Origin of the sequence: Streptomyces sp. NPDC046261 (genome assembly GCF_040646235.1) — a bacterium.
In the GTDB taxonomy this organism is placed as follows: domain Bacteria; phylum Actinomycetota; class Actinomycetes; order Streptomycetales; family Streptomycetaceae; genus Streptomyces.
Genome location: NZ_JBEYZU010000005.1, coordinates 298,377 through 323,978, shown reverse-complemented (window position 1 = coordinate 323,978; position 25,602 = coordinate 298,377). Strand labels below are relative to the sequence as shown.

Below are 25,602 nucleotides of genomic sequence, written 5' to 3'. Positions count from 1 at the left end.
CCAGCCTTTCTGTCGGCGGATCAGTGGTCGGTGGGTCAGTGGTCGGCGGATCGGTAACGGCGCAGGCTCAAGGGGACGGTGAGCAGGAAGACGACGCCGAGGGAGAGGGCGATGGCCAGCCAGGCGTGCTGCGCGGGGAAGCCGCCCGCGCCGGCGACGGGGTTCCCCCACAGTTCTCTGACGGCCGTGACCACGGCGCTGACGGGGTTCCACTCCGCGACCGGCCGGAGCCAGCCCGGCAGCCGGTCGACGGACTGGAAGGCGTTCGACAGGAACGTGAAGAGGACCGTGACCAGCCCGGCGAAGACGTTGATCGTCTCGAGGTTGCGCGAGAACATCCCCAGCATCACGCCGACCCACAGCATGGCGTACATGAAGGCGGCGAGGACGGCGAATCCGGCGAGCACGGCGAGCGCTCCGCCGTGCGGCCGCCAGCCGAACCCGAGCCCGAACGCCGTGACGACGGCCAGCCCGATCAGGCCGACGACCAGATCGCCGAGGGTATGGCCGACCAGGACCGCGGATCTGGTGATGGGCAGGCTGCGGAACCGGTCGACGAGGCCGCCGCGCCGGTCCGCGGCGACGGCCACCGCCGTCGGGCCGATGCCGGCGAGGCCGGCCTGCGCGGCGACGCCCGCGAAGATGTACTCCTGGTAGCTGCCCTGCCCGGAGATCGACAGCGAGCCCTGGAACAGATAGCCCAGGACGATCATCGAGACGAGGGGGTTCATCACCAGGCCGATGAGCCGGCCGGGGCCCCGGCGCAGGCGCCGCAGCCTTCTGCCGGCCACCGCGAGGGACTCCACGAGCAGGTCCGGCAGCGCCGTGGGCCGCCGTGTGTCGGTGAGGGTCACCATGACCGACCGCCGTTCGGGTTGGCGTCGAGGCGGCGGAGCGCGGCCTCGACCGCCCGCCCGACGAGGGCCTGTGGTTCGGGGTGCATCAGGTACTCGTGACGGCAGGCCACCGGGTGGACGCGCAGGTCGCCGGCGACGTGCCGTTCCCAGCGTGCGATGTGGCCGGCGAGTTCGTCCTGGCTCCACTCCTCGGTCGCCGTGAACAGGTGCATGTCGCCGGCGAAGCGGCCGGGGGTGAAGCCTTCGAGCAGCGTGCCGTGGGCCCGGACCACCCGCAGCACGTTCAGCACGCCCTGCTCGCCGAGTTCGGCCAGCGGATTGCCGGTGTGCCTGAGGACGTCGAGGAGTCCGGCCGGCGTCACGTCCCGGCCGGTGAAGCCGTCCCGGCCGTGGCCGAGCGCCTCCAGCGCCCGCAGCAGCAGCTCCCGGTCGTCCTGGCCGCTGTCGTCGCGGCCCGTGCGCCCGGGGTAGCCGTCGAGGTCGGCGAGGAAGTCGACGTGCCGGCCGGCCTCCTGCAGCTGGACGGCGATCTCGTGGGCCAGCACGCCGCCGTAGGACCAGCCGAGCAGCCGGTACGGGCCGTGCGGCCACAGCCGCCGGATGGTGCGGACGCAGTCGGCGGCGACCTCGCGGATGTCGGTGGGCGGGGGCGCGGTGCCGCCGGCGGCCGGCGACTGCAGGCCGTACAGCGGGTGGCGGGCGTCGAGGTACCGGGCCAGCCCCGTGTAGGCGAGGCTGAAGCCGAGGCCGCTGTGCAGGAAGAACAGCGGGGTGCCGGTGCCGTGCGGCCGGATCGGCAGCACGGTGGCGAACGGGTCGAGGTCCTCCCGCGCGGCAGGTGCCTCCTGCCGGGCCCGGGGGGCCAGTTCGGCGACCGTACGGTGCAGGACCACGTCCGCGACGGACAGCCGCAGGCCGGCGGCCCGGGCCCGGCTGACCAGCCTGACGGCCAGCAGGGAGTGGCCGCCGAGGTCGAAGAAGCTGTCGTCGACGCCGACCCGGTTCAGCCCCAGTACCTGGGCGAACAGGGCGCACAGCGTCTCCTCGACCGGGCCCCGCGGCTCCCGCGAGGCCGTCCCGGCCGTGAAGTCCGGTGCGGGCAGGGCCTTGCGGTCCACCTTGCCGCTCGGGCTCAGCGGGAGCGCCTCCAGCACCGTCAGGGACGGCACCATGTACTCCGGCAGCCGCCCGGCCACGTGCTCGCGCACCGCCGCGGTGTCCACTGTCCCGCCGGCGGCGGGTACGACGTAACCCACCAGGGCCGTGCCGCCGGGGCCGTCCGGGCGGGCGACGACCACGGCCCGGCCCACGCGGGGGTGCGTCAGCAGGGCGGCCTCGACCTCGCCGGGCTCGACCCGGAAGCCGCGCACCTTGACCTGCTCGTCGGCGCGGCCGGCGAACACCAGCTGTCCGTCGGCGGTCCACCGCACCAGGTCCCCGGTGCGGTACATCCGCTCGCCCGGCCCGAACGGGCAGGCCACGAACCGTGCCGCCGTCAGGCCGGCGCGCCCCACGTATCCACGCGCCAGGCCCGCGCCCGCCAGGTACAACTCGCCCACCACCCCCGGGGCGACCGGCCGCAACCCCGCGTCCAGCACGTACGCCCGCGTGTTGCGGATCGGGCGGCCCAGGGTCACCGGCGCCTGCCCGGTGAGGCCGGCCGCCGTCGACCAGATCGTGGTCTCGGTCGGCCCGTACAGGTTGGTGACCTGCTCGGCGCGGGCCGTGAGGGCGGCGGCCAGCGCGGCGGGGACCGCCTCGCCGCCGACGAGCAAGCGCAGCCCCCGTACGACGTCCGGGTCGCGGTCGAGGAGTTCCTGCCACAGCGCGGGGGTGGCCTGCATGACCGTGACCCGGTCCCGCTCGACGACGTCGGCCAGGGCGGCCGGGTCCAGGGCGATGCCGTCCGGTCCGATCACCACGCCGGCGCCCGAGAGCAGCGGAACGTAAACCTCCAGTGCCGCGATGTCGAAGGACCAGGTGGTGACGGCCAGCAGCCGGTCGTCCGGCCGCATCGGGAACCGCTCGCACATGTCCAGCAGGAAGTTGGTCAGCGAGCGGTGCTCGATCATCACGCCCTTGGGGCGCCCGGTGGAGCCGGAGGTGTAGAGCACGTAGGCCGGGTGCCGTTCGAGCAGCGGTGCCGCCCGGTCGGCGTCGGTCAGGGCGTCCGCGCTCCGGCCGGCCACGGCCCGGGCCACCTCGGGGTCGTCGAGGACCAGCCGGGGTACCGCGGTCTCCGGCAGCGTCGCGGCGACGGCGGAGTCGGTCACCAGCAGGGCGGGGCCGGCGTCGTCGAGCACCAGCCGGATCCGGCCGGCCGGGTGGGCCGGGTCGACCGGCAGGTAGGCGGCGCCGCTGGCAAGGACGGCCAGCATGGCCACCACCATGTCCGCCGACCGGGGCAGGGCCAGGGCCACCAGCCGCTCGGGGCCGGCGCCGAGCGCGATCAGGTGGCGGGCCAGCCGGTTGGCGCGGGCGTCGAGTTCGGCGTACGTCAGCGCCGCCTCTCCTGCCCCTCCTGCCCCGCCCGCCACGACCGCGACCGCGTCGGGGGTGCGGGCGACGCGCCGGCGCAGCGCCTGCGGCACCGTCGCGACGTCGGGCGCCGGCCGTGCGGTGTCGTTCCATTCCCGCAGGATCCGCCGGCGCTCCGACGGGTGGAGGACGTCCAGCTGTCCCAGCGGTACGTCCGGGTCCTGGGCGGCCTGTTCCAGCAGCCGCGCGAGCCGGGCGGCGAGCGACCGGGCGGTCGAGGCGTCGAAGACGTCGGCGCTGTACTCGAGCACGCCGCCGATTCCGGCCGGGTCCCCGTCCTCGGAGAGGTGTTCGCCGACGGTGAGGGACAGGTCGAACTTGGCGGTGTCGGTGGCGACCGGGTGCGCCGCCGCCCGTAGGCCGGGGAGGTCCAGGGCGGCCTCGGCGTTGTTCTGCAGCACCAGCATGACCTGGAACAGCGGGTTGCGTCCCATGGAGCGCTCGGGGTCGAGCACCTCGACCAGCCGCTCGAAGGGTACGTCCTGGTTCTCGAAGGCCGCGAGGGCCGTTTCGCGGGTCCGTGAGAGCAGGGTGCGGAAGGTGGGGTCGCCGGAGACGTCGGTGCGCAGGACGAGGGTGTTCATGAAGCAGCCCACCAGCTCGTCCAGCGCGTCATCCGTGCGCCCGGCGATGGGCGAACCGATCGGCACGTCCTCCCCCGCCCCCAGCCGCGACAGCAACGCCGCCAGCCCCGCCTGCAACACCATGAACAGGGAAGCCCCTGCCGAGCGGGCGAATCCGGCCAGCGCGCGGTGCGTCCCGGCATCCACCCGGAACGGTACGGTCCCGCCCCGGTGCGAGGTCACCACCGGACGCGGACGGTCGAACGGCAACGCCAGGTCCTCCGGCGCACCGGCCAGGTTCTCCCGCCAGTACGCCAACTGCCGCGCCGCCAGGCTCTGCGGATCGGCCTCGTCGCCGAGCAGCTCACGCTGCCACAGCGTGTAGTCCGCGTACTGCACCGGCAGCGGCTCCCACCGCGGTGCCTGGCCCGCGCATCGCGCCGTGTACGCCACCGACACATCACGTGCCAAGGGGGCGAGCGACCAGCCGTCGGCGGCGATGTGGTGGACCACCAGGAGCAGCAGGTGGTCGGCCGCGTCGACGCGCAGCAGCACGGCGCGTACGGGTGTCTCCACCGTCAGGTCGAAGCCCCGGGCGGCCTCGGCGGCCGACGCCTCGTCCAGCGTCTCGCGCGTCACCTCGCGCACGGTCAGCCCGCCCCAGGCGTCCAGCACCCGCTGCCGTGGCTCGCCGTCGACCTCGGGGAACACCGTCCGCAGGCTCTCGTGCCGCCCCACCACATCCCCCAGGGCCGCGTCCAGCGCTGCCACGTCCAGCTCACCGGACAACCGCACCGCGAAGCGCATGTTGTACGCCGCCGAGGCGGGGCCCTCCAGCCGGTTGAGGAACCACAGCCGGCGTTGCGCCGAGGACAGCGGCAGCGCCCCGGGGCGGGCCGCCGGGCGCAGTGCGGGGCGCAGGGCGCGGTCCTTGTGGAGCCGGCCGGCGAGCCCGGCGACGGTCGGTGCCTCGAAGACGTCGCGGACCGACAGTGCCGTGCCCAGGGCGGTGCGGGTGCGGCTGACGAGCTTGGTGGCGAGGAGGGAGTGGCCGCCGAGGTCGAAGAAGCTGTCGTCGATGCCGACCCGGTTCAGCCCCAGCACCTGGGCGAACAGTTGGCACAGGATCTCCTCGACCGGGTCCCGCGGCTTGCGGGAGGCGGCGTCCGCGGCGAAGTCCGGTGCGGGCAGGGCCTTGCGGTCGACCTTGCCGCTCGGGGTGAACGGCAGGGCGTCGAGCACCATCACCGCCGGCACCATGTACTCCGGCAGCCGCCTCGCCACGAACTCGCGGACGCCTGCGGGATCGACCGGCTCCCCCGCGGCCGGGGGCACGACGTAGCCGACGAGCACGTCGCCGCCGGGGCCGTCCGGCCGGGTCACGACGACGGCCTGGCCGACGGAGGGGTGCGCGGTCAGGGCGGCCTCGACTTCGCCGGGCTCGACGCGGAAGCCGCGCACCTTGATCTGCTCGTCGGCGCGGCCGAGGAACACCAGCTGTCCGTCGGCGGTCCACCGCACCAGGTCCCCGGTGCGGTACATCCGCTCGCCCGGCCCGAACGGGCAGGCCACGAACCGTGCCGCGGTGAGGCCTGCGCGCCCCGCGTATCCGCGCGCCAGGCCCGCGCCCGCCAGGTACAGCTCGCCCACCACGCCCGGGGCGACCGGCCGCAGCCCCGCGTCCAGCACGTACGCCCGGGTGTTCCAGATCGGGCGGCCGATGAGGGTGTCGGAGCCGGGGGCCGTGGCGCTGCGGACGTCGTCGCGGGTGGCGACGGCGCCGACTTCGGAGGCGCCGTAGAAGTTGACGAGCCGGGCCGAGGGCAGGCAGGCGTGGAACCGGGCGACGGTGGCGGCGGGGAGCTGCTCGCCGCTGCAGATCCACACCGTGCAGCCGGCCATGCGGGAGAGCTCGCCGCTGTCGAGGAAGGCGTTCAGCAGGCTGGGCACGACGGTCAGCCGTGCGACGCCGTGCCGGACGACGGCCGCCGCCAGGTCGGGCACGCTGCGCGCGGTGTCGGCGTCGACCAGGACGACCCGGCCGCCGGACAGCAGCGGGGCCAGGAGTTCGGTGATCCCGTCGATGACGCTGACGGGCGACTTGGCGCAGATCGCGGCGGTGCGCTGGGCGGGGAACTCCTCCGCGAACCACGTCAGCCGGTTGACCAGGGCGCGGTGCAGTCCGAGCACGCCCTTGGGCCGTCCCGTCGAGCCCGAGGTGTAGATGATGTAGGCGGGGTGTCCGGGCAGCAGCGGGGCGGTCCGCTCGGCGTCGGTGACGGCGTCCGCGGAGAGTGCGGCGGCCGCCCGCCCGGTGGCGGGGTCGTCCGTCAGCAGCCGGGCCACGGTGGTGCGCGGGAGCCGGGCGGCGGTCGGTGTGTCGGTGATCAGCAGGGCCGGGTCGGCGTCGTCGAGCATCAGCCGGAGCCGCTCCGCCGGGTAGGCCAGGTCGAGCGGCAGGAACGCCCCGCCGGCCTTGAGCACGGCCAGCAGCGCCACCATCAGCTCGGGCGAGCGCGGCAGGGCCAGTGCCACGGTCCGCTCGGGGCCGATGCCGAGCCGGATCAGGTGCCGGGCCAGCCGGTTGGCGCGGGCGTCGAGTTCGGCGTACGTCAGCGCCGCCTCTCCTGCCCCTCCTGCCCTGCCCGCCACGACCGCGACGGCGTCGGGGGTGCGGGCGGTCTGGGCCGCGAACACCGCCGGGAGCGGCACGTCCGGGTGGCCGCCGGCGGTGTCGTTCCATGTGGACAGCACCTGCCGGCGCTCCGGTGCGGAAAGCACCTCCAGCTGTCCCAGCCGCCGGTCGGGGTCGTGCGCGACCTGTTCCAGGAGTCGCACGAGCCTGTCGGTGAGCGTCCGGGCGGTCGACGCGTCGAACACGTCGGCGCTGTACTCGAGGAATCCGTCGAAGCCGGTGGGCGCGCCGTCCGTGCCGTGGCGCTCCACCAGGAAGAAGGACAGGTCGAACTTGACCGCCTCGGCCGCCGGCGGCTCGAAGGCCGCCCGTACGCCGGGGAGGTCCAGGGTGGCCTCGGCGTTGTTCTGCAGCACCAGCATGACCTGGAACAGCGGGTTGCGTCCCATGGAGCGGGTCGGGTCCAGCGCCTCGACGAGCCGCTCGAACGGTACGTCCTGGTGGGCGTAGGCGGCCAGGCAGGTCTCCCGTGCGCGGTCGAGCAGGGTGCGGAAGGTGGGGTCGCCGGAGACGTCGGTGCGCAGGACGAGGGTGTTCATGAAGCAGCCCACCAGTTCGTCCAGCGCGTCATCGGTACGGCCGGCGATGGGCGAACCGATCGGCACGTCCTCCCCCGCGCCCAGCCGCGACAACAGCGCCGCCAGCCCCGCCTGAAGCACCATGAACACCGACGCGCCGGTTTCGCGGGCCAGTGCCGCAAGGCCCCGGTGTGCCTGGGCGCCGACGCGGAAGGGTACGGTCCCGCCCCGGTGGGAGGTCACCGGCGGCCGGGGACGGTCGAAGGGCAACGCCAGTTCCTCCGGCGCACCGGCCAGGTTCTCCCGCCAGTACGCCAACTGGCGTGCCGCCAGGCTCTGCGGATCGGCCTCGTCGCCGAGCAGCTCACGCTGCCACAGCGTGTAGTCCGCGTACTGCACCGGCAGCGGCTCCCACCGCGGCGCCTGGCCCGCACACCGCGCCGCGTAGGCCACCGATACGTCACGCGCCAGGGGTGCCATGGACCAGCCGTCCCAGGCGATGTGGTGGACGATCAGCAGGAGCAGGTGCTCCGTGGCGTCGACGCGCAGCAGCACGGCGCGTACCGGTAGGTCCGCCGACAGGTCGAAGCCCCGGGCGGCCTCGGCCGCCGACGCCTCGTCCAGCGTCTCGCGCGTCACCTCGCGCACGGTCAGCCCGCCCCAGGCGTCCAGCACCCGCTGGCGCGGCTCGCCGTCGACCTCGGGGAACACCGTCCGCAGGCTCTCGTGCCGCCCCACCACATCCCCCAGCGCCGCGTCCAGCGCCGCCACGTCCACCTCGCCCGACAACCGCACGGCGACCGAGGCGTTGTACGCCGCCGAGTCCGGGCCTTCGAGCCGGTTGAGGAACCACAGCCGCAGCTGGGTGAAGGACAGCGGAAGGTGCGCGTCCGCGTGGGAGGCGTCCCGGTCCGCGGGCCGCAGGGGCGGGCGGACCTCGCCGCCGGCGGCGAGTTGCCGGGCGATGCCCGCCACGGTCCGCTCCTCGAAGAGGGTACGGATGGGCAGCTCGGCGGCCAGCGCCGACCGGGCCCTGCTGACCACCCGGGTGGCCAGCAGGGAGTGCCCGCCCAGCTCGAAGAAGTCGTCGTCGATGCCGACGCCGGCCGTCGTGCCGAGCACGTCCGCGAAGATCGCGCAGAGGATCTCCTCGACCGGGGTGCGCGGGCCCCGGCCCCGGGGGGCCGTGACGCTCCCGGGCGCGGGCAGCGCCTTGCGGTCCAGCTTCCCCTGCGGGGTCAGCGGCAGTTCGTCGAGGACGACGACCGCCGCGGGCACCATGTACTCGGGCAGGGCCGCGGCGAGGCCCTCGCGCAGCGCCATCGGGTCGGTGGCGCCGCCCGTCGCGGTGACCACGTAGGCGACCAGGCGGTCCTCGTCGCCGTCCTCGCTCCGCACGACGGCGGCGGCCTGGGCGACGTCGGGGTGCGCGGTGAGCGCGGCCTCGATCTCGCCGAGCTCGATCCGGAAGCCGCGCAGCTGCACCTGGTCGTCGGCGCGGCCGGCGTAGTCGAGCCGGCCGTCCTGGTCCCAGCGGGCCAGGTCGCCGGTGCGGTACATGCGTTCGCCTGCGGGGCCGTAGGGGTCGGCCACGAACCGTTCGGCGGTCAGGGCGGGCCGGTGCAGATAGCCGCGGGCCAGGTTGCCGGCGACGTAGAGCTCGCCGACCACGCCGGCCGGGACGGGCCGCAGGGCGTCGTCCAGCACGTAGACGCGGTGGGCGGCGGTCGGGCGGCCGATCGGCGGGCGGCCGGAGCCGTGCAGCCGGTCGCTGACCGTGGAGGCGAGCACGGCCTCCGTGGGCCCGTAGCCGTTGAACATCCGCAGCCGGTCCGCCCAGCGGGCCACCACGTGCGGCGGGCAGGCCTCGCCGGCGACCACCATGGTCATGTCGGCGGGCAGCTGTGCGCCCTCCGGCAGCGCGGCGGCGACCACCGGCGGCAGGCCGGCGAGGTTCACCCGGTGCCGGTGCAGCAGGTCGACCAGCGGCCGGCCCGGGACGCGGCACTCCTCGTCGGCCACGACGAGCGTGCCGCCGCCGAGCAGGGAGAGGCTGAGCTCCCATACCGAGGCGTCGAAGCTGAACGAGGCGAACTTCAGCACCCTGGTGTCGCCGTCCACGCCGAACCGCTCGATGAGGCTGGCCACCATCGCGGCGAAGCCCGAGTGGTCGACGATGACGCCCTTGGGCCGGCCGGTGGAGCCGGAGGTGTAGATGACGTACGCCGGGTGCCGGGGGTGCAGCGGAGCGGTCCGGTCGGCGTCCAGGGGCGTGGTGTCGGGCAGGCCGTCGAGGAGCGCGGCGGTCTCCGGGGCGTCGAGCAGCAGCACGTCGTGGGCGCCGCCCGTCAGCCGTGGCGCCAGGTCGCCGGTGGTGAGCAGCAGCGCGGGCCGGCTGTCGGACAGCATGAAGGCGATGCGGTCGGCGGGGTACTTGGGGTCGATGGGCAGGTACGCGGCGCCGGCCTTCAGGACGGCCAGGATGGCGGTCGTCATGGTGACCGGGTCGGCCGCGGCGAGGGCGACGATCCGTTCCGGTCCGGCGCCGCGGGAGATCAGCAGTCGTGCCAGGCGGTTGGCGGCGCGGTCGAGCTCGCGGTAGGTCAGTTCGTGGTTCCCGGAGACCACGGCCACGGCGTCCGGCGTGGCCGCGGCGCGGGCGGCGAACAGGTCGGGGACGACGGTGCGGGGTGCGGGGGCGGCGTGGCCGGCCCAGTCGCCCAGGATCCGTCCGCGCTCCTCGGGGGCGAGCAGTCCCACGTCGCCCAGCGGGATCCGCGGCTGCGCCAGGAGGGTGCGCACCACGTGGACGAGCCGGTCCAGCAGGTCGGTGATCGCTTCGCGTGCGTACACGTCGGGCCGGTACTGGGCGTTGAGGGTCAGCCGGCGGCCGGGGTGGACCAGCAGGCCGAGGCCGCGCTCGGCGGCGAGCCGGGTCTCGCCGTTGCTCAGCCGCAGGTCCGGGACCAGGGCGTCGAGGCCGGCGATGTCGGCCCTGGGCTGGTTCTGGAAGCTGAAGACGGTGTCGAAGAGCTCGCCGACGCCGGCGAGGCGCTGTATTTCGGCCAGGCCGATGTGCTGGTGTTCCAGGAGGTCCGTCTGCTGCTCGTCGAGCGTGGCCAGGAGGTCGGCGAACGGCACGGCCGCGTCGAGCCGGGCCCTGACCGGCAGCATGTTCAGGAACAGGCCGACCATGGAGTCGATGCCGGGGAGTTCGGGCGGTCGTGCGGAACTGACCGCTCCGAAGACGACGTCGGTGCGGCCGGTCAGCCGGCCCAGGAGCACCGCCCAGCAGCCCTGGAGGACGGTGTTGAGGGTCAGGCGGTGGCGGCGGGCGAAGGCGAGGAGCTCCGCGGTGAGGTCCTCGGACAGTTCGACGCCGGCGGTCTCGGGCGGCCTGGGGTGGTGCGGCTGTGCGGCGGGCGCGAGGCGGGTGGGTTCGGTGACGCCGTCCAGGGCGGTGCGCCACGCCGCGCGTGCCGCTTCGGTGTCCTGGGCGGCGAGCCAGGTGAAGTAGTCCCGGTAGGCCGGTGCGGCGGGCAGGGCGCGGGGGTCGGCCCCGCCGGCGTAGAGGGCGAACAGTTCGTGGGCGAGGATGCCCATCGACCAGCCGTCGACCAGCAGGTGGTGCAGGGTCCACAGCAGCCGTACCCGGCCGGGGGCCAGGCGGATCACGGTGAAGCGCACCAGCGGGGGCGCCGTCACGTCGAAGCCGCGCGCCCAGTCGGCGTCGGTCAGGCGTGCCGTCTCCGCCTCCCGTTCGGCCTCTGTGGGCAGGCCGGACAGGTCGGTCTCGGTCCAGCCCACCGTGGCCTCGGGCGCCACGACCTGCGTTGGTGCCTGGCCCGGGCGGTCCGGGAAGGACACCCGCAGCCCGGCGTGGCGGGCCAGCAGCGCGTCGGCCGCGGCACGCAGCGCGGCGGCGTCGAAGGGGCCGTCGATGTCGATGATGACCTGGAGGAGGTAGGCGTCCGTGCCCTGCTTGTCGAGTTCGGCCTGGAAGAGCAGGCCCTCCTGCAGCGGCGACAGCGGCAGGAGCTCTTCCGGCGGCCCGGCGGAGGCGGCCGCCACCAGGCTCTCCAGGGCGCGGAAGAAGGACTGGGCGATGTCCTCGGCGTCCTCGTCGGCCAGCAGGTCCGGCGCCCAGATCCAGTCCGCGACCAGGTGCGGCCCGTCCGGCCGGTCCTCGGTCACCGGGGTGGCCGCGAGGACGTGCCGCAGCGGCATGTCGGGGTGCGCGCCCGTGCCGACGACGGCGTGGGCGGTGTCGTAGGACCAGTCCCCGGCGGCGGTGCCGGCGGGGAACCGGCCGAGGTAGTTGAAGCCGATCTCCGGCACGCCGTGGCGGGCGAGCGAGGCGACGGTCTGGGGGTTGAGGTGGCGCAGCAGTCCGAAGCCGAGGCCGTGGTCGGGCAGCCGGCGCACCTGTTGCCGCACCCGGTCCACCGCTGCCGCCCCTTGCGTCCCGCCGGTCTCCAGGCGCACCGGCAGCACGCTGGTGAACCAGCCGACCGTGCGGGAGAGGTCGACGTCGTCGGTGAACTGCTCGCGGCCGTGCCCCTCCAGCTCGACGAGCACGCTGCCGGCGTCCTGGCCGCGGCGTCGGCGCCAGTCGTCGACGGCGAGGGCCAGGCCGGTCAGCAGCAGGTCGTTGATCTCGCCGTCGTAGGCGCGGTGCGCGCAGGCGAGCAGGGCCGCGGTGGTGTCGGCGGGCAGCTCGGCGCGGAGCCGGTGGGCGCGGCCGTAGACGTCGCGCGCCGGGTCCAGGGGGCGGTCGCCGAGCGGTGGGTCGTCGCCGGTCAGCTGCTCGGTCCACAACGGGAATTCGCGGACGCGTCCGGCGGTGCGGGCCTGTTCGCCCAGCAGCCGGGTCCAGGTGCGGTAGGAGGTGCCGACGGGGTCGGGGGCGCTGCCCCGGCAGGCGGCGGCGAGGTCGGAGACCAGGACGCGCCAGGAGACGCCGTCCACGCACAGGTGGTGGGTGAGCCAGACCAGCCGGCCGGGGCGGGTGGGCCCGGCGTCGAGCAGGACCAGCTGGGTCACCAGCCCGGCTTCGGGGTCGAGGCGGCCGCGGGCGGCGGAGAGCTGTTCACGGACGGCGGCCGACAGGGCGTCCGGGTCGCCGGCGAGGGCCGAGACGTCGACGCGCCGCACCACCGCGGCGACGTCGACGGAGCCCTGGGGCAGGGCCTCCAGCGACCACAGGCCCTCGGCCGGCACGGTGAGCCGGGTGCGCAGGGACGCGTGGTGGTCCAGGACGGTGGCGGCGGCCTCGGTGAGCCGGCCGGCGTCCAGCCCGGCGGGGGTGGTGAGCACGACGTACTGGCTGTACTGCCGGGAGCGCGCGTCGAGCGACACCAGGTCCTCGCGCAACTGATGGGCGACAGGGGCGAGTTCGATCTCCCCGGTGTCGTCCTGGTCCGCCACGGGCGGGGCCCCTTCGCCGGCGGCGGCCACGGCGGCGAGCGCCGCCGGCGTGCGGTGTCTGCGGATCTGCTTGGGGGTGATCAGCAGGCCGGCCTTGCGGGCGTGGCTGACGGCCTGGATGGAGCCGATGCTGTCGCCGCCCAGGGCGAAGAAGTCGTCGTCGGCGCCGACGTCCGGCACGGCGAGGACTTGGGCGAACACCTCGCACAGGATCTCCTCCCCGCGGGTGCGGGGCGCGCCGGGCCGTACCGGGGCGGCGGCCGGCGCCGGGGGCAGCGGATCGGGCAGCGCCTTGCGGTCGACCTTGCCGTGGGCGGTCAGCGGCAGGGCGTCCAGGGCGAGCAGGGTCTGCGGCACCATGTACTCCGGGAGCACCAGGGCCAGTCGCTCGCGGACCTCGCCGGTGTGCAGCGTGGTGCCGGCGCGCGGGACGCAGTAGCCGGCGAGCTGCCGGTGCCCGCCCACGTCGCCGACCACGCGCACGACGGCGTCCGCGACGCCGTCGAGCGCGCGCAGCGCCGTCTCGATCTCGCTGAGTTCGATGCGGTGGCCGCGGATCTTCACCTGGTGGTCCCGGCGGTCCAGGAACACCAGTTGGCGGTCGTCACCCCACACCACGCGGTCGCCGGTGCGGTACATGCGGGTTCCGGCGGGCCCGAAGGGGTCGGCGACGAAGGCGCCCGCGGTGCGCGCGGGGTCGGCGAGGTAGCCGCGGCCGACGCCGGCGCCCCCGACGTACAGCTCCCCGGCGGCGCCCGCCGGCACGGGGCGCAGGTCGTCGCCGAGGACGTACAGGCGGGTGTTGCGCACCGGGGCGCCGATGGGGACGGGCGCGCCGGGTGCCGGTCGGCCCGGGAGGATGCGGGCGTGCGTGACGTCGTCCGAGCACTCGGTGGGGCCGTAGGCGTTGACGAGGGGGATGTGCGGGTAGCGGGCGTGCCAGCGCCGGCACAGGGCGGCCGGCAGGGCCTCGCCCGTCACCACGAGGTGGCGCAGGTCCGGCAGGTCCGGCGCCCCGCCGGCGACGTCCCAGGCATCGAGTGCGGCGCGCAGCAGGGACGGTACGACCTCGAGCACGGTGACGCGTTCGGCGGCGGCCAGCGGGAACAGCAGGCCGGGGTCGGCGGCGGTGTCCCGGCCGACGACGCGTACCCGGCCGCCGACCGCGAGGGGGGCGAACATCTGCCAGACGGAGATGTCGAAGGTGACGGGGGCGTTGTGGACGAGGAGGTCCCGGCCGGTCAGCTCCAGGTCGTCGACCTTGGCGAGCAGGTGGTTGATCATTCCGGCCCGGTGCACCATCGCGCCCTTGGGTGTGCCGGTGGACCCCGACGTGAAGATCACGTAGGCGAGGTCCTGCGGGGAGCCGGCGAGTGGGGCGAGGTCGTCGGGCCGGTCCTCGGTGCCGTCGGGCACGAGCACACGGACCGGCCGGCCGGCGGCGGCGACCGCCTCGTGGGCGAGGTCCCGGTGCTGCGCGTCGGTGATCAGGCACGTGATGCCGTGGTCGGCGAGCAGGGCGGCGGTCCGGGCGACGGGCGCGTGGGGGTCCAGCGGCACGTACGCCCCGCCCGCGCCGATGACGCCGAGCGCCGAGGCGATGAAGGCGGCGCCGGGCGCGGCGAGCACACCGGTCAGGCCGGCTCCGGGCAGGGTGCGGGAGAGCGCGCTCGCCCGGCCGGCGAGCTGGGCGTAGGTGGTGGTGGTGCCGTCCTCGGTGACGGCCGGCGCGTCCGGCTGCCGCGCGGCCAGCTCGCGGACGCGGGCCGCCAGGCAGTCGAACTCCGCGGGCCGCTCGGGGCCGGTGGCGGCGCGCAGCCACGCGGCGCGGTCCCAGGCGGCGATGTCCAGGGCGCCGACGGGCTGTTCGGCGTCGGCCGCGGCGAACGTGGTGACGAAGCCGGCGAGCCGGCCGAGGTGCGCGGCGATCTCCTGCCCGGTGTAGCGGTCGGGGTTGCCGTTGAGGTGGAGCTCCATGCCGCCGTCGGCGCTCTCGACGACGGTGACCATCAGGTCGTCGATCAGGCCCGTCGAGAGGTTGTGGACCCGTGCGGCGCAGGGGCCGAGGGTCAGTTCGGCCTGCTGCGGCAGGAGGTTGACGAACGGGCCGAACGGCCTGCGGTCGTCGCCGCGCAGGCCGCTGTCGCGGCGGATGGCGCTGACGCGGTGGCGCTGGTGGCGCAGCACCTGGAGGAGCTCGCGCGAGGTCTGCCGGAGCAGGGCGGCCTTGGTCAGCGCGGGCCGCACGGGCACCCTCAGCGGCGGGTAGTTGGCCATCATGCCGGGGACGGACCGCTGGAGCGCGTCCCCGCGGGCGGTGGCCGGCAGGGTGAGCAGGATGTCCTCGACGCCGGTCATGCGCTGGGTGTAGGCCGCGACGGCCGCCATGACCACCGTGGGCCAGGTGACCTCCGACCGGCTCGCGCTCGCCCGCAGCAGTTCCGCGGTCGCGGCCGGCAGCGTCGCGGTCCTGCGCAGGAAGCCCTGCGGCGGGGCCGGCGAGGGGTCCCGGTGGGAGAGGCTGACGGGCTCGGGCGGCTCGGGGAAGCGGCGCCGCCAGAACTCCGCGTCCCGCCGGGCCCGGTCGGAGGCGGCGTAGGCGCTCTCGGAGGCCAGGAGCTCACGCAGCGGCGGCAGGGCGCCGTCCGCCGCGTCGCCGGCGTCCACGGCGTAGAGCTGCGCCAGCCGGCGCCACAGGATCGTCTGGCTGAACCCGTCGCACAGCAGGTGGTGCACGCACAGGTAGAGCAACGCCCGGTGCGGGCCCACCGTGATGAGCGCGAGCCGGAACAGCGGGAAGTCGCCGAGGTCGTAGGGCCTGGCGAGGTCCGCGTGGATCCAGGCGAGGGCGGCGTCCTCGGGGTCCGGCTCGGCGCTGACGTCGAGCTCGGTCAGCGGCAGGTCGGGCAGCGGCTCCAGCAGCTGGCGCGGTTCGCCGTCGACGTCGGTGAAGCGGGCGCGCAGGCACTCGGCCTCGTCGGTGAGCCGGGCGAGCGCGGCGGCGAAGCGCCGGTGGTCCAGGGGTCCGCGGATGTCCAGGTAGCCGGCGGAGTTGTAGGCGTTGCTGCCGGCGGCGTCCTTCGCGTCGAGCCAGATCTCCACCTGGCCCGCGGACAGCGGCAGTGCGGTACCCAGCAATGAGGTCATCACAGGCTCCAAGGGGAGGTCGGGCCGACCGGAACCGGACCGGCGGCTTCGGTGGCCGTGATCGTGCTGTCGTCGAGGGCGCCGGGACCGTAGACGTCCCGCACCCATGCGTCGTGGTAGACGGTGTCCAGATAGCGCTCGCCGAGGTCGGGGGCGATCGCGACCGCGGTCAGCTGCCCGCCGGGCCGGTTCGCCGCGAGCCAGCGGGCCGCGCCGCTGAGGACGGTGCCCGTGGAGCCGCCGAGCAGGAATCCCTCGCGCAGCAGGGCCCGGCAGGCGCGCACCGTGTCGATCTCCGGGACGAGCACCGTGTCGTCCACGTAGGAGTCGTCGAGGATCTCCGGCCGTACGCTGGTGCCCAGTCCCGGGATCATGCGCGTGCCCGGCTCGCCGCCGAAGTTGACCGAGCCCACGGCGTCGACGCCGACGATCGTCACCGAGGGATTCGTCTCGCGGAAGAACCGGGCGCAGCCCATCAGGGTGCCCGTGGTGCCCGCGCCGACGAAGAGGACGTCCAGTTCCGGGAACGCCTTCGCGATCTGGGGTCCGGTCGTCTGGTAGTGCGCCGTCCAGTTGCCGGGGTTGGCGTACTGGTTGAGCCAGTAGAAGTCCCGGTGCTCGGCGCACAGCCGGCCGACGCGCTCCAGACGCGCGCCGAGCAGGCCGCGCTCCGGGTGGGGCTCGGTGACCACTTGGACCTCGGCGCCCAGGCGCTGCATCAGCCGCCGGGAGGCGAACGTGCAACGGGAGTCGGTGACGCAGACGAAGCGGTATCCCCTGCTGGCCGCGACCAGGCTGATCGCCACCCCGAGGTTTCCCGAGGAGCTCTCGACGATCGTCATCCCCGGCCGCAGCGTTCCGGCGCGCTCGGCGGAGGCCACCATCTCGCCCGCGGCTCGCAATTTGATGGAGCCGGCGAAATTGAAACCCTCGCACTTGAGGTACAGGGGACGGCCGAAGAGCCGTCGAAGGTCGACGAACAGGTCGTCCACGTCGAATTCCTGCGGCGTGGTGATAACTGGCATGCGTCCACTCCCACCCGGTCGGTCGGCTGCGGCGGCCGCTTCAGGGGCGTACGTGCCGACGGCGAGGACTTCATGTTTTCCGAAGTCCCTGACGCCGGACTGATGGGCAATGACGGGGGGCCTGGGGTCAGATCGCCGCCGCGGGCGACGGCGCGGCGCGGTCGATCCTTCCGCCGAGCAGGCCCTGGAAAAGGTTCAGTCTCTGCATGTTGGCGGTGCCTTCGAGGAATTCCATGGCCCGGGCGTCGCGCGCCAGCTTGTCGAGCAGCGGGTGCGCCAGCCGGGCCCCGGGGCCGAAGAACGCGCAGGTCGCCATGGTCGCGTCCTCGGCGAGCCGGGCGGCGCGCAGCTTCGCGGCGGAGGCCAGGTGGCCGTCGCCGCCGCGTGCGTCGACGGCCGCGGCGGCGTGGCGCACCAGGTGGCGCGCGGCGTCGATGCGGCGCCCGAGCGCGTCGAGGCGGTGCCTTTCGGTGGCCGTCAGCGTGCGGCGGTGGGCCCCGACGTACTCGTGGGCGGCGCGGGCGATGCCGACGGCGATGGCGGCGACGCCCGGGCGCAGCAGGTTGAAGGTCTGGACGAAGCCCCATACGCCGCGCCGGGTGGGCGGCAGGTGCCGGCCCAGGACGTGCTCGTGCGGGACGGGCACCTCGTCCATGACGATCGAGCTGATCCGCGCGCCCCGCAGGCCGATCATGTCGAGGGGTTCGGCGCGGAAGCCCGGGGTCGCGGTGTCGACGAGCACGGCGGTGATGCCCAGCGGTCCGGGCCGGCTGCGGGCGAACACCACGGCGAGCCGGGCGCGCGAGGCGTTGCCGACGTAGCGCTTCTCCCCGCTGAGCAGGGCGCCGTCCGGGGTGGGGGTCAGGGCGGTGGTCAGCGCGCCGGCGTCCGAGCCGCGGTCCGGTTCGGTCAGGGCGAAGCAGGTCCACAGCGGCTCGCGAAGCATCCGGCCGTAGAACCACTCCTTCTGCCGCTCGTCGGCCAGCAGTCCGACGGCGACGCCGGCCAGCAGCGGGCCGGGAGCGGCGACGAGCGTGCCGACGTCGGCGCAGGCGAGCTCCTCCATGACGACGGCGCGTTCGGTGGCCGAGTCCCCGTGGAAGCGGTGTCCGTCGATCTTCTCCGGTTCGTGGCCGTACGCGGCGGGGATGCCCATCGTCGCCAGGTACCGGACGGCGGGCAGGTCGAAGTGGCGCCGGATGGCCTCGGGGTCGCGGTCGATCTCCAGGGCGAGGGGGCGCAGGTCCCTTCCCCACTCGCGGACCTGGCCGCGCAGTGCGGCCAGCCGGTCGTCCGGCGCGCTCATGTCTCCTCCTTCATGTCCCCCATGCCCCCGAGTCCCCGATGTCGTCCGCGGTGCTGTGGACCTCGGCCAGCAGTTCCGAGACGTAGGCGGTCATGCCGGGGCTGTCGGTGAGGTAGCCGGCGGCGCCCAGCAGCCTGACCTGCTCCCGGTCGGCCCGGGTGAGCCGGCCGTGCAGATGGTGCAGCAGTGCCGGCGGCGCGGCTTCGGGCTCCGTCCCCTCCAGCACCGCGCGGACCTCGAGGTGTTCGACCAGGACGTCGGCGAGGGTGCCCTTGACCATCTGCTGCTGCAGGACGTAGGTGTCGCCGGTGCGCCGGCGGCCGAGGTGGCTCAGGCAGCTGTCGCGCAGGGCCTCCGAGAGGCCCAGGCGCAGCCACACCAGGCCCAGGGCGTAGGGGGCGCGTCCGTCGTCGCCGGCCGCCGTGTCCTCGGCCGGCGGTCCGTCGGCCGCCACGGCGGCCATGACCACGCCGCCGCCCGGCAGGTCGGCGGTGCTCACGACGGTGTCGCGGCCGGGCCGGCGGGCGCGGGTCACCCCGGCGATCCAGACCGTGCCGGCGCGGGCGTAGATGTCCTGGGGGGCGATGGTGTGGCCGCCGGGCCCGCACGGCAGCAGCCCGGGCAGGACGTGGGAGCCGAGGGCGGTGAGCGCCGGGGCCAGTCCCGCGCGCCGGGCGATGTCATGACACTCCATCAGCGGGTCCGTCGCCCGTGGTGCCGCCGTGGTCATCCGGTGCCTCGTTCGAGGAGGCAGACGGCGAGGTCGCCGGTGCGCGGCTCGTAGTCGGCCACCGCGATCCGCTCCTCGCGCCCCTCGCGCCGGCGCTGGTCCGTGGCGAGGGCGGCGAGCGCGGCGGTGGCCGGGTAGCCCGCGGCGGAGCGGACGATGCGGCCGGCGTGCCGGGGCAGGTCGCGGATCGGGTCGGTGCCGGGGCCGGTGACCACCGGCAGCGACGCGTCGCAGCCCAGCTCGTCGAGGATGCCGCGCACGGCGTCGCGGACCTCCCGTGGCGCGATGCCGGCGAGCTGGCGCAGCCGTATGCCGTCGGCGGGGCCGTCGCCGCCGAGGACCAGCGCGACCCCGGCGTCCCCGGCCAGGTGCTCCCCGGTCTCGTACGGCAGCGTGGCCTGGTCGAGGACGAACACCGCGACGCGGTGGTGGTCGTGGCGGGCCGCGTAGCGGCCTGCGATGTGCAGGGCGGTGAAGGCGGCGGCCGAGCCGCAGTCGGAGACCGTGAACACCTGGGGCCGGCCGGGGAGCACCTCGGACAGGCAGGTGACGGCGGCGAGCCGGCAGTCCAGGTCGGGGGTGACGTGGGCGACGACGGCCAGGTCGACGGGCAGGTCCTGCGGCGCCAGCATGGTCAGCAGGCGGCGGGTCATGGTGGTGAAGGTGTTGCCCCGCGCCCGCTCGGCGATGTCGGGCCGGTGGGTGACGCCGTGGATGCCGGTGAGGTCGGCGAAGTGCCGCCGGGAGAAGGCGTCGTCGATGCGGGAGGTGCCGGCGGGGAACCGCCGGTGCACGATGCGGGTGAGTCCCAGGGGGAGGCGGGAGCGGTCGCCCGGGGGCGCGGGCGCCGGTACGGTGTGCGCGCCCATGCTCAGCCGCCCAGTTCCGTGGCGACGAAGTCGGCCAGTGAGCGCACGCTCGCGAAGTGGGCCATCTCGAGGGTGTCGGTGTCGAATTCGATGCCGAAGGTCTCCTCGAGCCGCATCAGCAGTTCGAAGACGCCGGTGGAGTCGAGGCCGAGCTCGTCGAAGAGCCGGGAGTCCTCGGTGATCGTGGGCAGTTCGTAGTCGAGCACCTCGCCCAGCGCGGTGGAGATCCCGCTGACGATCTGCTCGCGGTCGGCGGCGGTGACGGTCGGTTCGGCCATGGTGTGCGGTCCTTTTCGGTGGTGGTCCGGGGTCAGGGGGCGGTGGTCGGCCGCGTGAGCGCGGCGGCGGCCGGCAGCCGCTGGCCGCGCAGCAGGTCCGCGGGCAGGTCCCGCTCGCGCACGAGGTGCGGCTGCCCGCCGAGCACCAGCACCTCGGCCGGATAGCCGTGGCTGAGGAAGTGCACGGGCGAGGCGGTGGGCCCGTAGGCGCCCGAGCGCAGGACACCGAGCAGGTCGCCCTGGCGCAGCGGGGGCAGCTCGGCCTTCTTGGCGAGCGTGTCGTTGGGCGTGCACAGGGGTCCGGTGACGTTCCAGTGCTCGGTCGCCGTGTCGTCGGCGCGATTGAGCAGGCGCATCGGGAAGTTGCGCTTGACGAAGGAGCCGATGCCGACCGCCGCCATGTGGTGGTGGGTGCCGCCGTCGGTGACGGCGAACCGCTCGCCCAGCGAGGTCTTCACGTACCGCACCCGCACGACGTACGTGCCGGCCGTGGCGGTGAGGTAGCGGCCGAGCTCCATCACGAGCCGGGTGCCGGGGTGCCGGTCGGCGAACTCCGCGAGGACGGGGTTGATCCCGGCGGCGAGGACGGGCAGGTCGAGGTCGCGCTCGCCGTCGAAGTAGGCGACGCCGAGGCCGCCGCCGACGTCCACCATCTCCAGCTCGAAGCCGAGGGCGGCGGAGAGCCGCTCCGCCAGCTCGAAGATGCGCGCGGTGTTCTCGACGATGGTGTCCTCGGCGAGGATGCGGGTGCCCATGTAGACCTGGACGCCCATCAGCCGCACGTGGGGGAAGCGGCGTACGAGGCCGGTGTCGGCGAGCAGTTGCGCCTCGTCGATGCCGAACTGGCGGGGCTTGCCGCCCATGGTCAGGCCGGAGCCCTTCACGGAGAAGGCGGGGTTGACCCGCAGGGCGACCGCGGCCCGTACGCCGCGCTCGCGGGCGAGTTCGTCGATCAGCGCCAGTTCCTGGAAGGACTCGCAGACGATCGCGGCGACGCCCTCGTCCAGGCAGGCGGCCAGCTCCTCGCGGCTCTTGCCGGGGCCGAGGAAGATGATGTCCCGGCCCTCGACGCCGGCCTGCCGCGCGGTGAGCAGCTCGGTGACCGAGGAGACCTCGGCCCGGGCGCCGTGCGCGTGCAGGAGGGCGCAGATGGCGACGTTGGGGTTGGCCTTGAGGGAGAAGAAGATCTGCAGCCGGGGGTCGAGCAGGGCGCGCAGCTCGCGCATCCGCCCTTCGAGGACGTCCCCGTCGTAGAGGTACAGCGGCGTGCCGTACGTCTGTGCGATCTCGGAGATCGCGATCCCCTGGATGCCGGCACTCGTGGTCATGAGCGGTTCTCCCCTCTCGCGGCGAGCCGGTCGGCGATCTCCGCGTCGGTGGCGTGCAGGTCTTCGGCGCGGTCCGCGACGACGATCCCGTACAGGCGTCCGTCCACGGGTGCGCCGGGGGTGCCGTCGGCGGGGAAGCCCGCGTTGACGGTGGCGAAGTTGTTGACCAGCAGGCCGGTGCCGCCCGCCCGTTCCAGGAGCAGGCCGCCGAGCAGCCGGCGCACCTCGCCGAAGGGCAGGGGCGCGTCGAGCCGCAGGGGGTAGTGGCGGGCCAGGGCGACCCGCCCCTCCCCGACGAACCGTTCCTGCAGGCGTGCCTGGTAGGTGGACATGTTGTTGCGGGCGTTGATCTCCACGACCGGGTACAGCTCGCCCGCCGGGTCCACCATGGCGTCCACGCCGACCACGCCGAAGTAGCCGTCGGCGGCCAGGCGCTTGCCCAGGACCTCCGCGGCGCTCCTGAGCGTCGTCGACTGGGCGGGCGTCAGGTCGGCGGGCATCCTGTGTCCCTTGTGGACCCCGTTCTCGGTGAGCAGTTCCTTGACGAAGTCGAAGCGCACCGTCCCGTCGCGGCCGACGGTGAACTGGTAGTTGAGGTCGGCGCGCTTGTCCACCCACTCCTCGACGACGAAGGCCACGGCGCTCCGCCCGGAGCGCTCGGCCTGCCGGGCGATCAGATGGTGGACGCGCTCGCGGCGGCGTGGGCTCTCGAGCATCGCGATGCCCTTGCCGGAGACGCCGAACGCCTCCTTCACCACGTACCGCCCGCCCTCGCTCGCGCCGGCCGCCTCGAAGGCGTCGGCGAGCTCGGCGAGCGTCTGGCAGGCCCATCCCCGGGGCTGTCGCAGCCCGGCCTCGTCGGCCAGGCGCCGGCTGTAGACCTTGCTGTTGACCGCCTTGCACGTGGCCGCGTCCGGGCCCGCGACCGGCAGCCCGCTCACGGCCGCGAGGCGCTCCTCCACCTCGGAGACCCCGTGCACGGCGAGCTGGGCGCCCCCGGCGGCGAGGCCGGACAGGGTGCGCAGCAGCGCCGGGTCGGCCAGCGCGTCCTCGGTGACGGTGCGCTGCGGCTCCTGGTGGCTTACGACATGCATCCGGGGCAGGTCCAGGCCCAGGGCGGTGAGGTAGCCGAGGTACTCCTCGTCCGGCCGGGCCTTGAGCACCACGTGGTGCGACCCGCCGGCCAGGAGCAGGGTGAACTCGTCCATGCGGTTGACGACGGCGTTGGCGGACGCCGCCGAGACACGCGGCAGCGTGTGCTCGCCGCGCGCCCACTGCTGCTCCACCTCGAAGTTGCCGAGGAAGACCAGGGGCGTTGCGGGCGATCCGGTCAGCGCGGTCGTCAGCCGCTCGGTGAAGCCGGGGCTGTGATCGGGACTGTGATCGGAGCGGTGGTCGGAATTGTGGTCGGGGCTGTTGCCACCCATGTGCCGTTTCCCCTCAGTGCTCGAGGACCATCGCCGCGAACGACTGGCCGAGCCCCGCGGAGGTCATCAGATAGCGGTCGCCGGGCCGGAGCATGCCGAGCTCGCGTGCGGACTGATAGTTGATGAAGGGGTCGGCGCAGAAGCAGTGGCCGGTCCGGGCGATGTTCTCCAGGAAGATGCGGTCCTTGTCGATGCCGAGCCGGTCGGCGGCCACCGTCCAGGAGACCCGGTTGACGTTGTGCGGCAGGACGAGGTCGAGGTCGGCGACGCCGAGTCCGGCGGCCCGCAGGGCGCCGTCGACGACCTCGGCCATGGCGTCCTGGTAGATGCGCGTCGCCTCCCGCTTGCCCTCCGGGCCGAGGTCGATGACGCCGTCCTCGCGGCCGTGGATGCGGGCGTCGTAGCCGAGCACCCGGTCGCGGGCGCCGTCGGCGCCGACCAGCACGGCCGTCACGCCCTCCCCCATGATCGAGACGTCCTCGACCCACTGCGAGAAGGGGGTGAAGGTCTTGTCGCCGGCGAGCACGAGGGCCAGCGCCCGCGGGTCGTCGTCGCCGGCCAGCAGGGTGCCGGCCACGTCGATGGCGAGCAGGCCCGTCGCACAGCCGTGGTCGGCCACCGAGAACACCTTCGCCCGGCGCAGGCCGAGCGCCTCGCGCACCTGCTGGAGGGGGCTGAGGGGGTACGGGGCGGTGGTGCGCAGCCCCTTGGCGCGCACGACGTAGCGCACCCGGTCCTCCTGCCCGGCGAGGGCTTCCAGCTTCCCCGCCGCGGCCAGCAGCAGGTCGGTCTCGGACTGGTCGGGCGCCTGGCAGATCCGGTCCAGTCCGTAGAGCCGGGTGAACCTGCGCACCTGCTGGTCCGTCAGTCCCAGCGGTTCCCGCAGCCGTGCGACGGGTACGGTCGGTGGCAGGTAACTCGACACCGCTTCTAGCGAGGTCATTTCGCCGGGCCTCCTTGAGTGCAGGGTCGGACCCACTCAAGACTCGCCAAGGCCGCTGACAGTCGGCTGACACCTCACTGATCGCCGCGTGACGCGGCGTGGCCACCGTGCGGGGCGGGGATCTCCCGCCACGCGCGGTGGCCACGGGCGGCGCGGCAGCGCCGTGGGGGGCGTCCGGGGCGGGCAGTGGCCCCGGACGCCGCCCGGTCAGGCGGACTTGACGGTGATGGCGCCGTTGCTCGTCGTCAGGTCGAGCTGGTACTGGCCGTTCGGGTCGTTGGAGACGCCGATGTCCTTGCTGCCGTTGTTGGTCTTCGCCGTCACCTTGTACCGGCCGTCGGGCACGGTGAGCGTGATGGCGCCGTTGGAGGTCTTCGCCCGGACGTCCTGTGCCTTGGCCGGGGTGAGGTTGATCTTGCCGTTGGAGGTCCGGGCCTTGATGCCGTCGCCCTTGAGCCCGGTGCCGGTGATGCGGCCGTTGGTGGTGTGCACGTCGACCGCGCCGGCGACGTCGTCCAGGTTGACGGCGCCGGAGCTGGTGCCGACCGTCACCGCGCCGACGCGGGAGAGGGTGATCCGGCCGCTGGATGTCTTGCCGGTCACCGGGAGCCCGGCCGGCAGGTCGACCGTGTAGTTCACCGAGCAGTCCTTGCCGCAGCCGCCCAGGACCAGGACGCCGTCCTCCACGCGGTAGGTCTTCCCGCCGGGCTTGTCGCCCTTGTAGTCGACCTTGCGCTGGAGCGAGACCTGGCCGGCGCCGTCCTGGCCGCGCAGCGTGATGCCGCCGGAGCGGCTGTCGAGCCGGACGGAGGTGATCTTGTCCTTCAGCACGTCGTCGTCCGAGAAGCTCTCCGAGGCTGCCAGACCGCACGCGCTGAGCCCGCCGGCAGCGATCCCAGCCACCGTGATGGCTCCGAGGAAACGGAACTGCTGGCGCATGAATTACCCCTAAATCTCCGGAAGTTGGTGGTTGAGAACCCTTTGGGGTCCAACGCTCGACCAAGCTATCGCACCCCCGGGGGCCCGGCCATGGGGGAAACCCCCGGGTCCCGCTGGGGGCTGCACCCGGCGCACCGCGTCGGCGCAGGTACGTCAACTCCCTGCCGCTCACGGTCAGTCGCACATCAGCCCACTGTCAGCGCGTTCGGCCACAGTTCGTCGCATGGCAGCCACGAAACCGTCGTCCGCCGCAGCGGTGACGCGGACCCCTGAGAAGACTCTCGGTGTGCTCGGTGGCATGGGGCCCACGGCGACGGCGGAGTTCCTCCGCCTGCTCGCGGCGGGCGCGCCGGCGACCGAGGACCAGCAGCACCCACGGATCGTCCTGCTGTCCGAGCCCGGCATTCCCGACCGGACGGACGCCCTGCTGAGCGGGGACGACGAGCCCGCGCGGCGGGTGCGGGAGGGCCTGTTCACGCTGGCGGGCTGGGGAGCCGGGCTGCTGGCGATCCCCTGCAACACCGCCCATGCCTTCCTCGGCCGCACCGTCGCCGAACTGCCGGTCCCCCTCGTCGACATCGTCGACGCGACGCTCGCGGAGGCGATGCGGCTGAGCCCGGCGGGCGGCTGGCTCACGGCGACCACCGGCACCCTGGCCAGCGGCCTGTACCAGGAGCGCGCGGCGGCGCTCGGCTACCGTCTGCACATCCCGGACGGCGGGACCCAGAAGCTGATCCACGACAGTGCCATGCGGGTGAAGGCCAACCGGATCGAGGAGGCGGCCCGCACGTTCCGCGCGGCCGTGCAGAGCCTGTGGCTGAGGCGGGAGGTGCCCGTCCTGGCGGCCTGCACCGAGCTCCCGATCGCCTATCAGGGCGGCGCGCTGCCCCCGGAGATGGCCGTCTCCAGCCTGTCCGCGCTGGCCCGCGCCTGCAACGGCGCCCTGTACGGGCCCGCGCGCTTCTCCCCGCGCCACGACCTGCGCGCCGCGGTCTGAGCGCGGCGGCCGCGG

12 protein-coding genes are annotated in these 25,602 nt (G+C 74.4%); 1 reads left to right on the top strand and 11 read right to left on the bottom strand.

Translation table 11 applies throughout. The features are described 5' to 3' along the window. Positions 1–35: 35 nt before the first annotated feature. The 11 genes from ABZ956_RS12810 to ABZ956_RS12760 form a co-directional block, all read right to left on the bottom strand. On the bottom strand, positions 36–857 hold the full coding sequence (locus ABZ956_RS12810) for an ABC transporter permease (RefSeq protein WP_361891219.1): 822 nt from the start codon (positions 855–857) through the stop codon (positions 36–38). Continuing rightward, positions 851–15,745, bottom strand: coding sequence for an amino acid adenylation domain-containing protein (locus ABZ956_RS12805; protein WP_361891216.1), 14,895 nt, complete (start codon positions 15,743–15,745; stop codon positions 851–853). Before ABZ956_RS12805 ends, ABZ956_RS12810 begins: the two co-directional genes overlap by 7 nt. Beyond that, complete coding sequence (gene sbnA, locus ABZ956_RS12800) at positions 15,745–16,770, bottom strand: 2,3-diaminopropionate biosynthesis protein SbnA (RefSeq protein ID WP_361891213.1); 1,026 nt, start codon at positions 16,768–16,770, stop codon at positions 15,745–15,747. The genes ABZ956_RS12805 and sbnA overlap by 1 nt, the downstream gene beginning before the upstream one ends. Before the next feature lie 127 nt (positions 16,771–16,897). After that, positions 16,898–18,076 carry an acyl-CoA dehydrogenase family protein gene (locus ABZ956_RS12795; RefSeq protein WP_361891210.1) on the bottom strand — a complete coding sequence of 393 codons (1,179 nt, stop codon included), beginning with the start codon at positions 18,074–18,076 and terminating at the stop codon, positions 16,898–16,900. Positions 18,077–18,086: 10 nt separating this feature from the next. After that, the gene (locus ABZ956_RS12790; protein ID WP_361891208.1) at positions 18,087–18,806 is read right to left on the bottom strand and encodes a hypothetical protein; all 720 of its coding nucleotides are present in this window, start codon (positions 18,804–18,806) and stop codon (positions 18,087–18,089) included. Beyond that, positions 18,803–19,675 (bottom strand): hypothetical protein, encoded by an 873-nt coding sequence (locus tag ABZ956_RS12785; RefSeq protein WP_361891206.1) that lies wholly within the window; start codon positions 19,673–19,675, stop codon positions 18,803–18,805. The genes ABZ956_RS12790 and ABZ956_RS12785 overlap by 4 nt, the downstream gene beginning before the upstream one ends. A 2-nt stretch (positions 19,676–19,677) precedes the next feature. Then, positions 19,678–19,953 (bottom strand): acyl carrier protein, encoded by a 276-nt coding sequence (locus ABZ956_RS12780; protein ID WP_361891204.1) that lies wholly within the window; start codon positions 19,951–19,953, stop codon positions 19,678–19,680. A gap of 32 nt (positions 19,954–19,985) precedes the next feature. Then, positions 19,986–21,281: a type III PLP-dependent enzyme gene (locus ABZ956_RS12775; RefSeq protein WP_361891201.1), complete on the bottom strand. Its 1,296-nt coding sequence runs from the start codon at positions 21,279–21,281 to the stop codon at positions 19,986–19,988. After that, complete coding sequence (locus tag ABZ956_RS12770) at positions 21,278–22,708, bottom strand: ATP-grasp domain-containing protein (protein ID WP_361891198.1); 1,431 nt, start codon at positions 22,706–22,708, stop codon at positions 21,278–21,280. Before ABZ956_RS12770 ends, ABZ956_RS12775 begins: the two co-directional genes overlap by 4 nt. 13 nt (positions 22,709–22,721) lie before the next feature. Continuing rightward, the gene (locus ABZ956_RS12765; protein WP_361891195.1) at positions 22,722–23,651 is read right to left on the bottom strand and encodes a 3-oxoacyl-[acyl-carrier-protein] synthase III C-terminal domain-containing protein; all 930 of its coding nucleotides are present in this window, start codon (positions 23,649–23,651) and stop codon (positions 22,722–22,724) included. 207 nt (positions 23,652–23,858) lie between these two features. Further along, complete coding sequence (locus ABZ956_RS12760) at positions 23,859–24,554, bottom strand: DUF4097 family beta strand repeat-containing protein (RefSeq protein ID WP_361891192.1); 696 nt, start codon at positions 24,552–24,554, stop codon at positions 23,859–23,861. A gap of 259 nt (positions 24,555–24,813) precedes the next feature. Here ABZ956_RS12760 and ABZ956_RS12755 point away from each other — a divergent pair, with 259 nt between their 5' ends. After that, positions 24,814–25,587, top strand: coding sequence for an amino acid racemase (locus tag ABZ956_RS12755; RefSeq protein WP_361891189.1), 774 nt, complete (start codon positions 24,814–24,816; stop codon positions 25,585–25,587). Positions 25,588–25,602 lie beyond the last annotated feature (15 nt).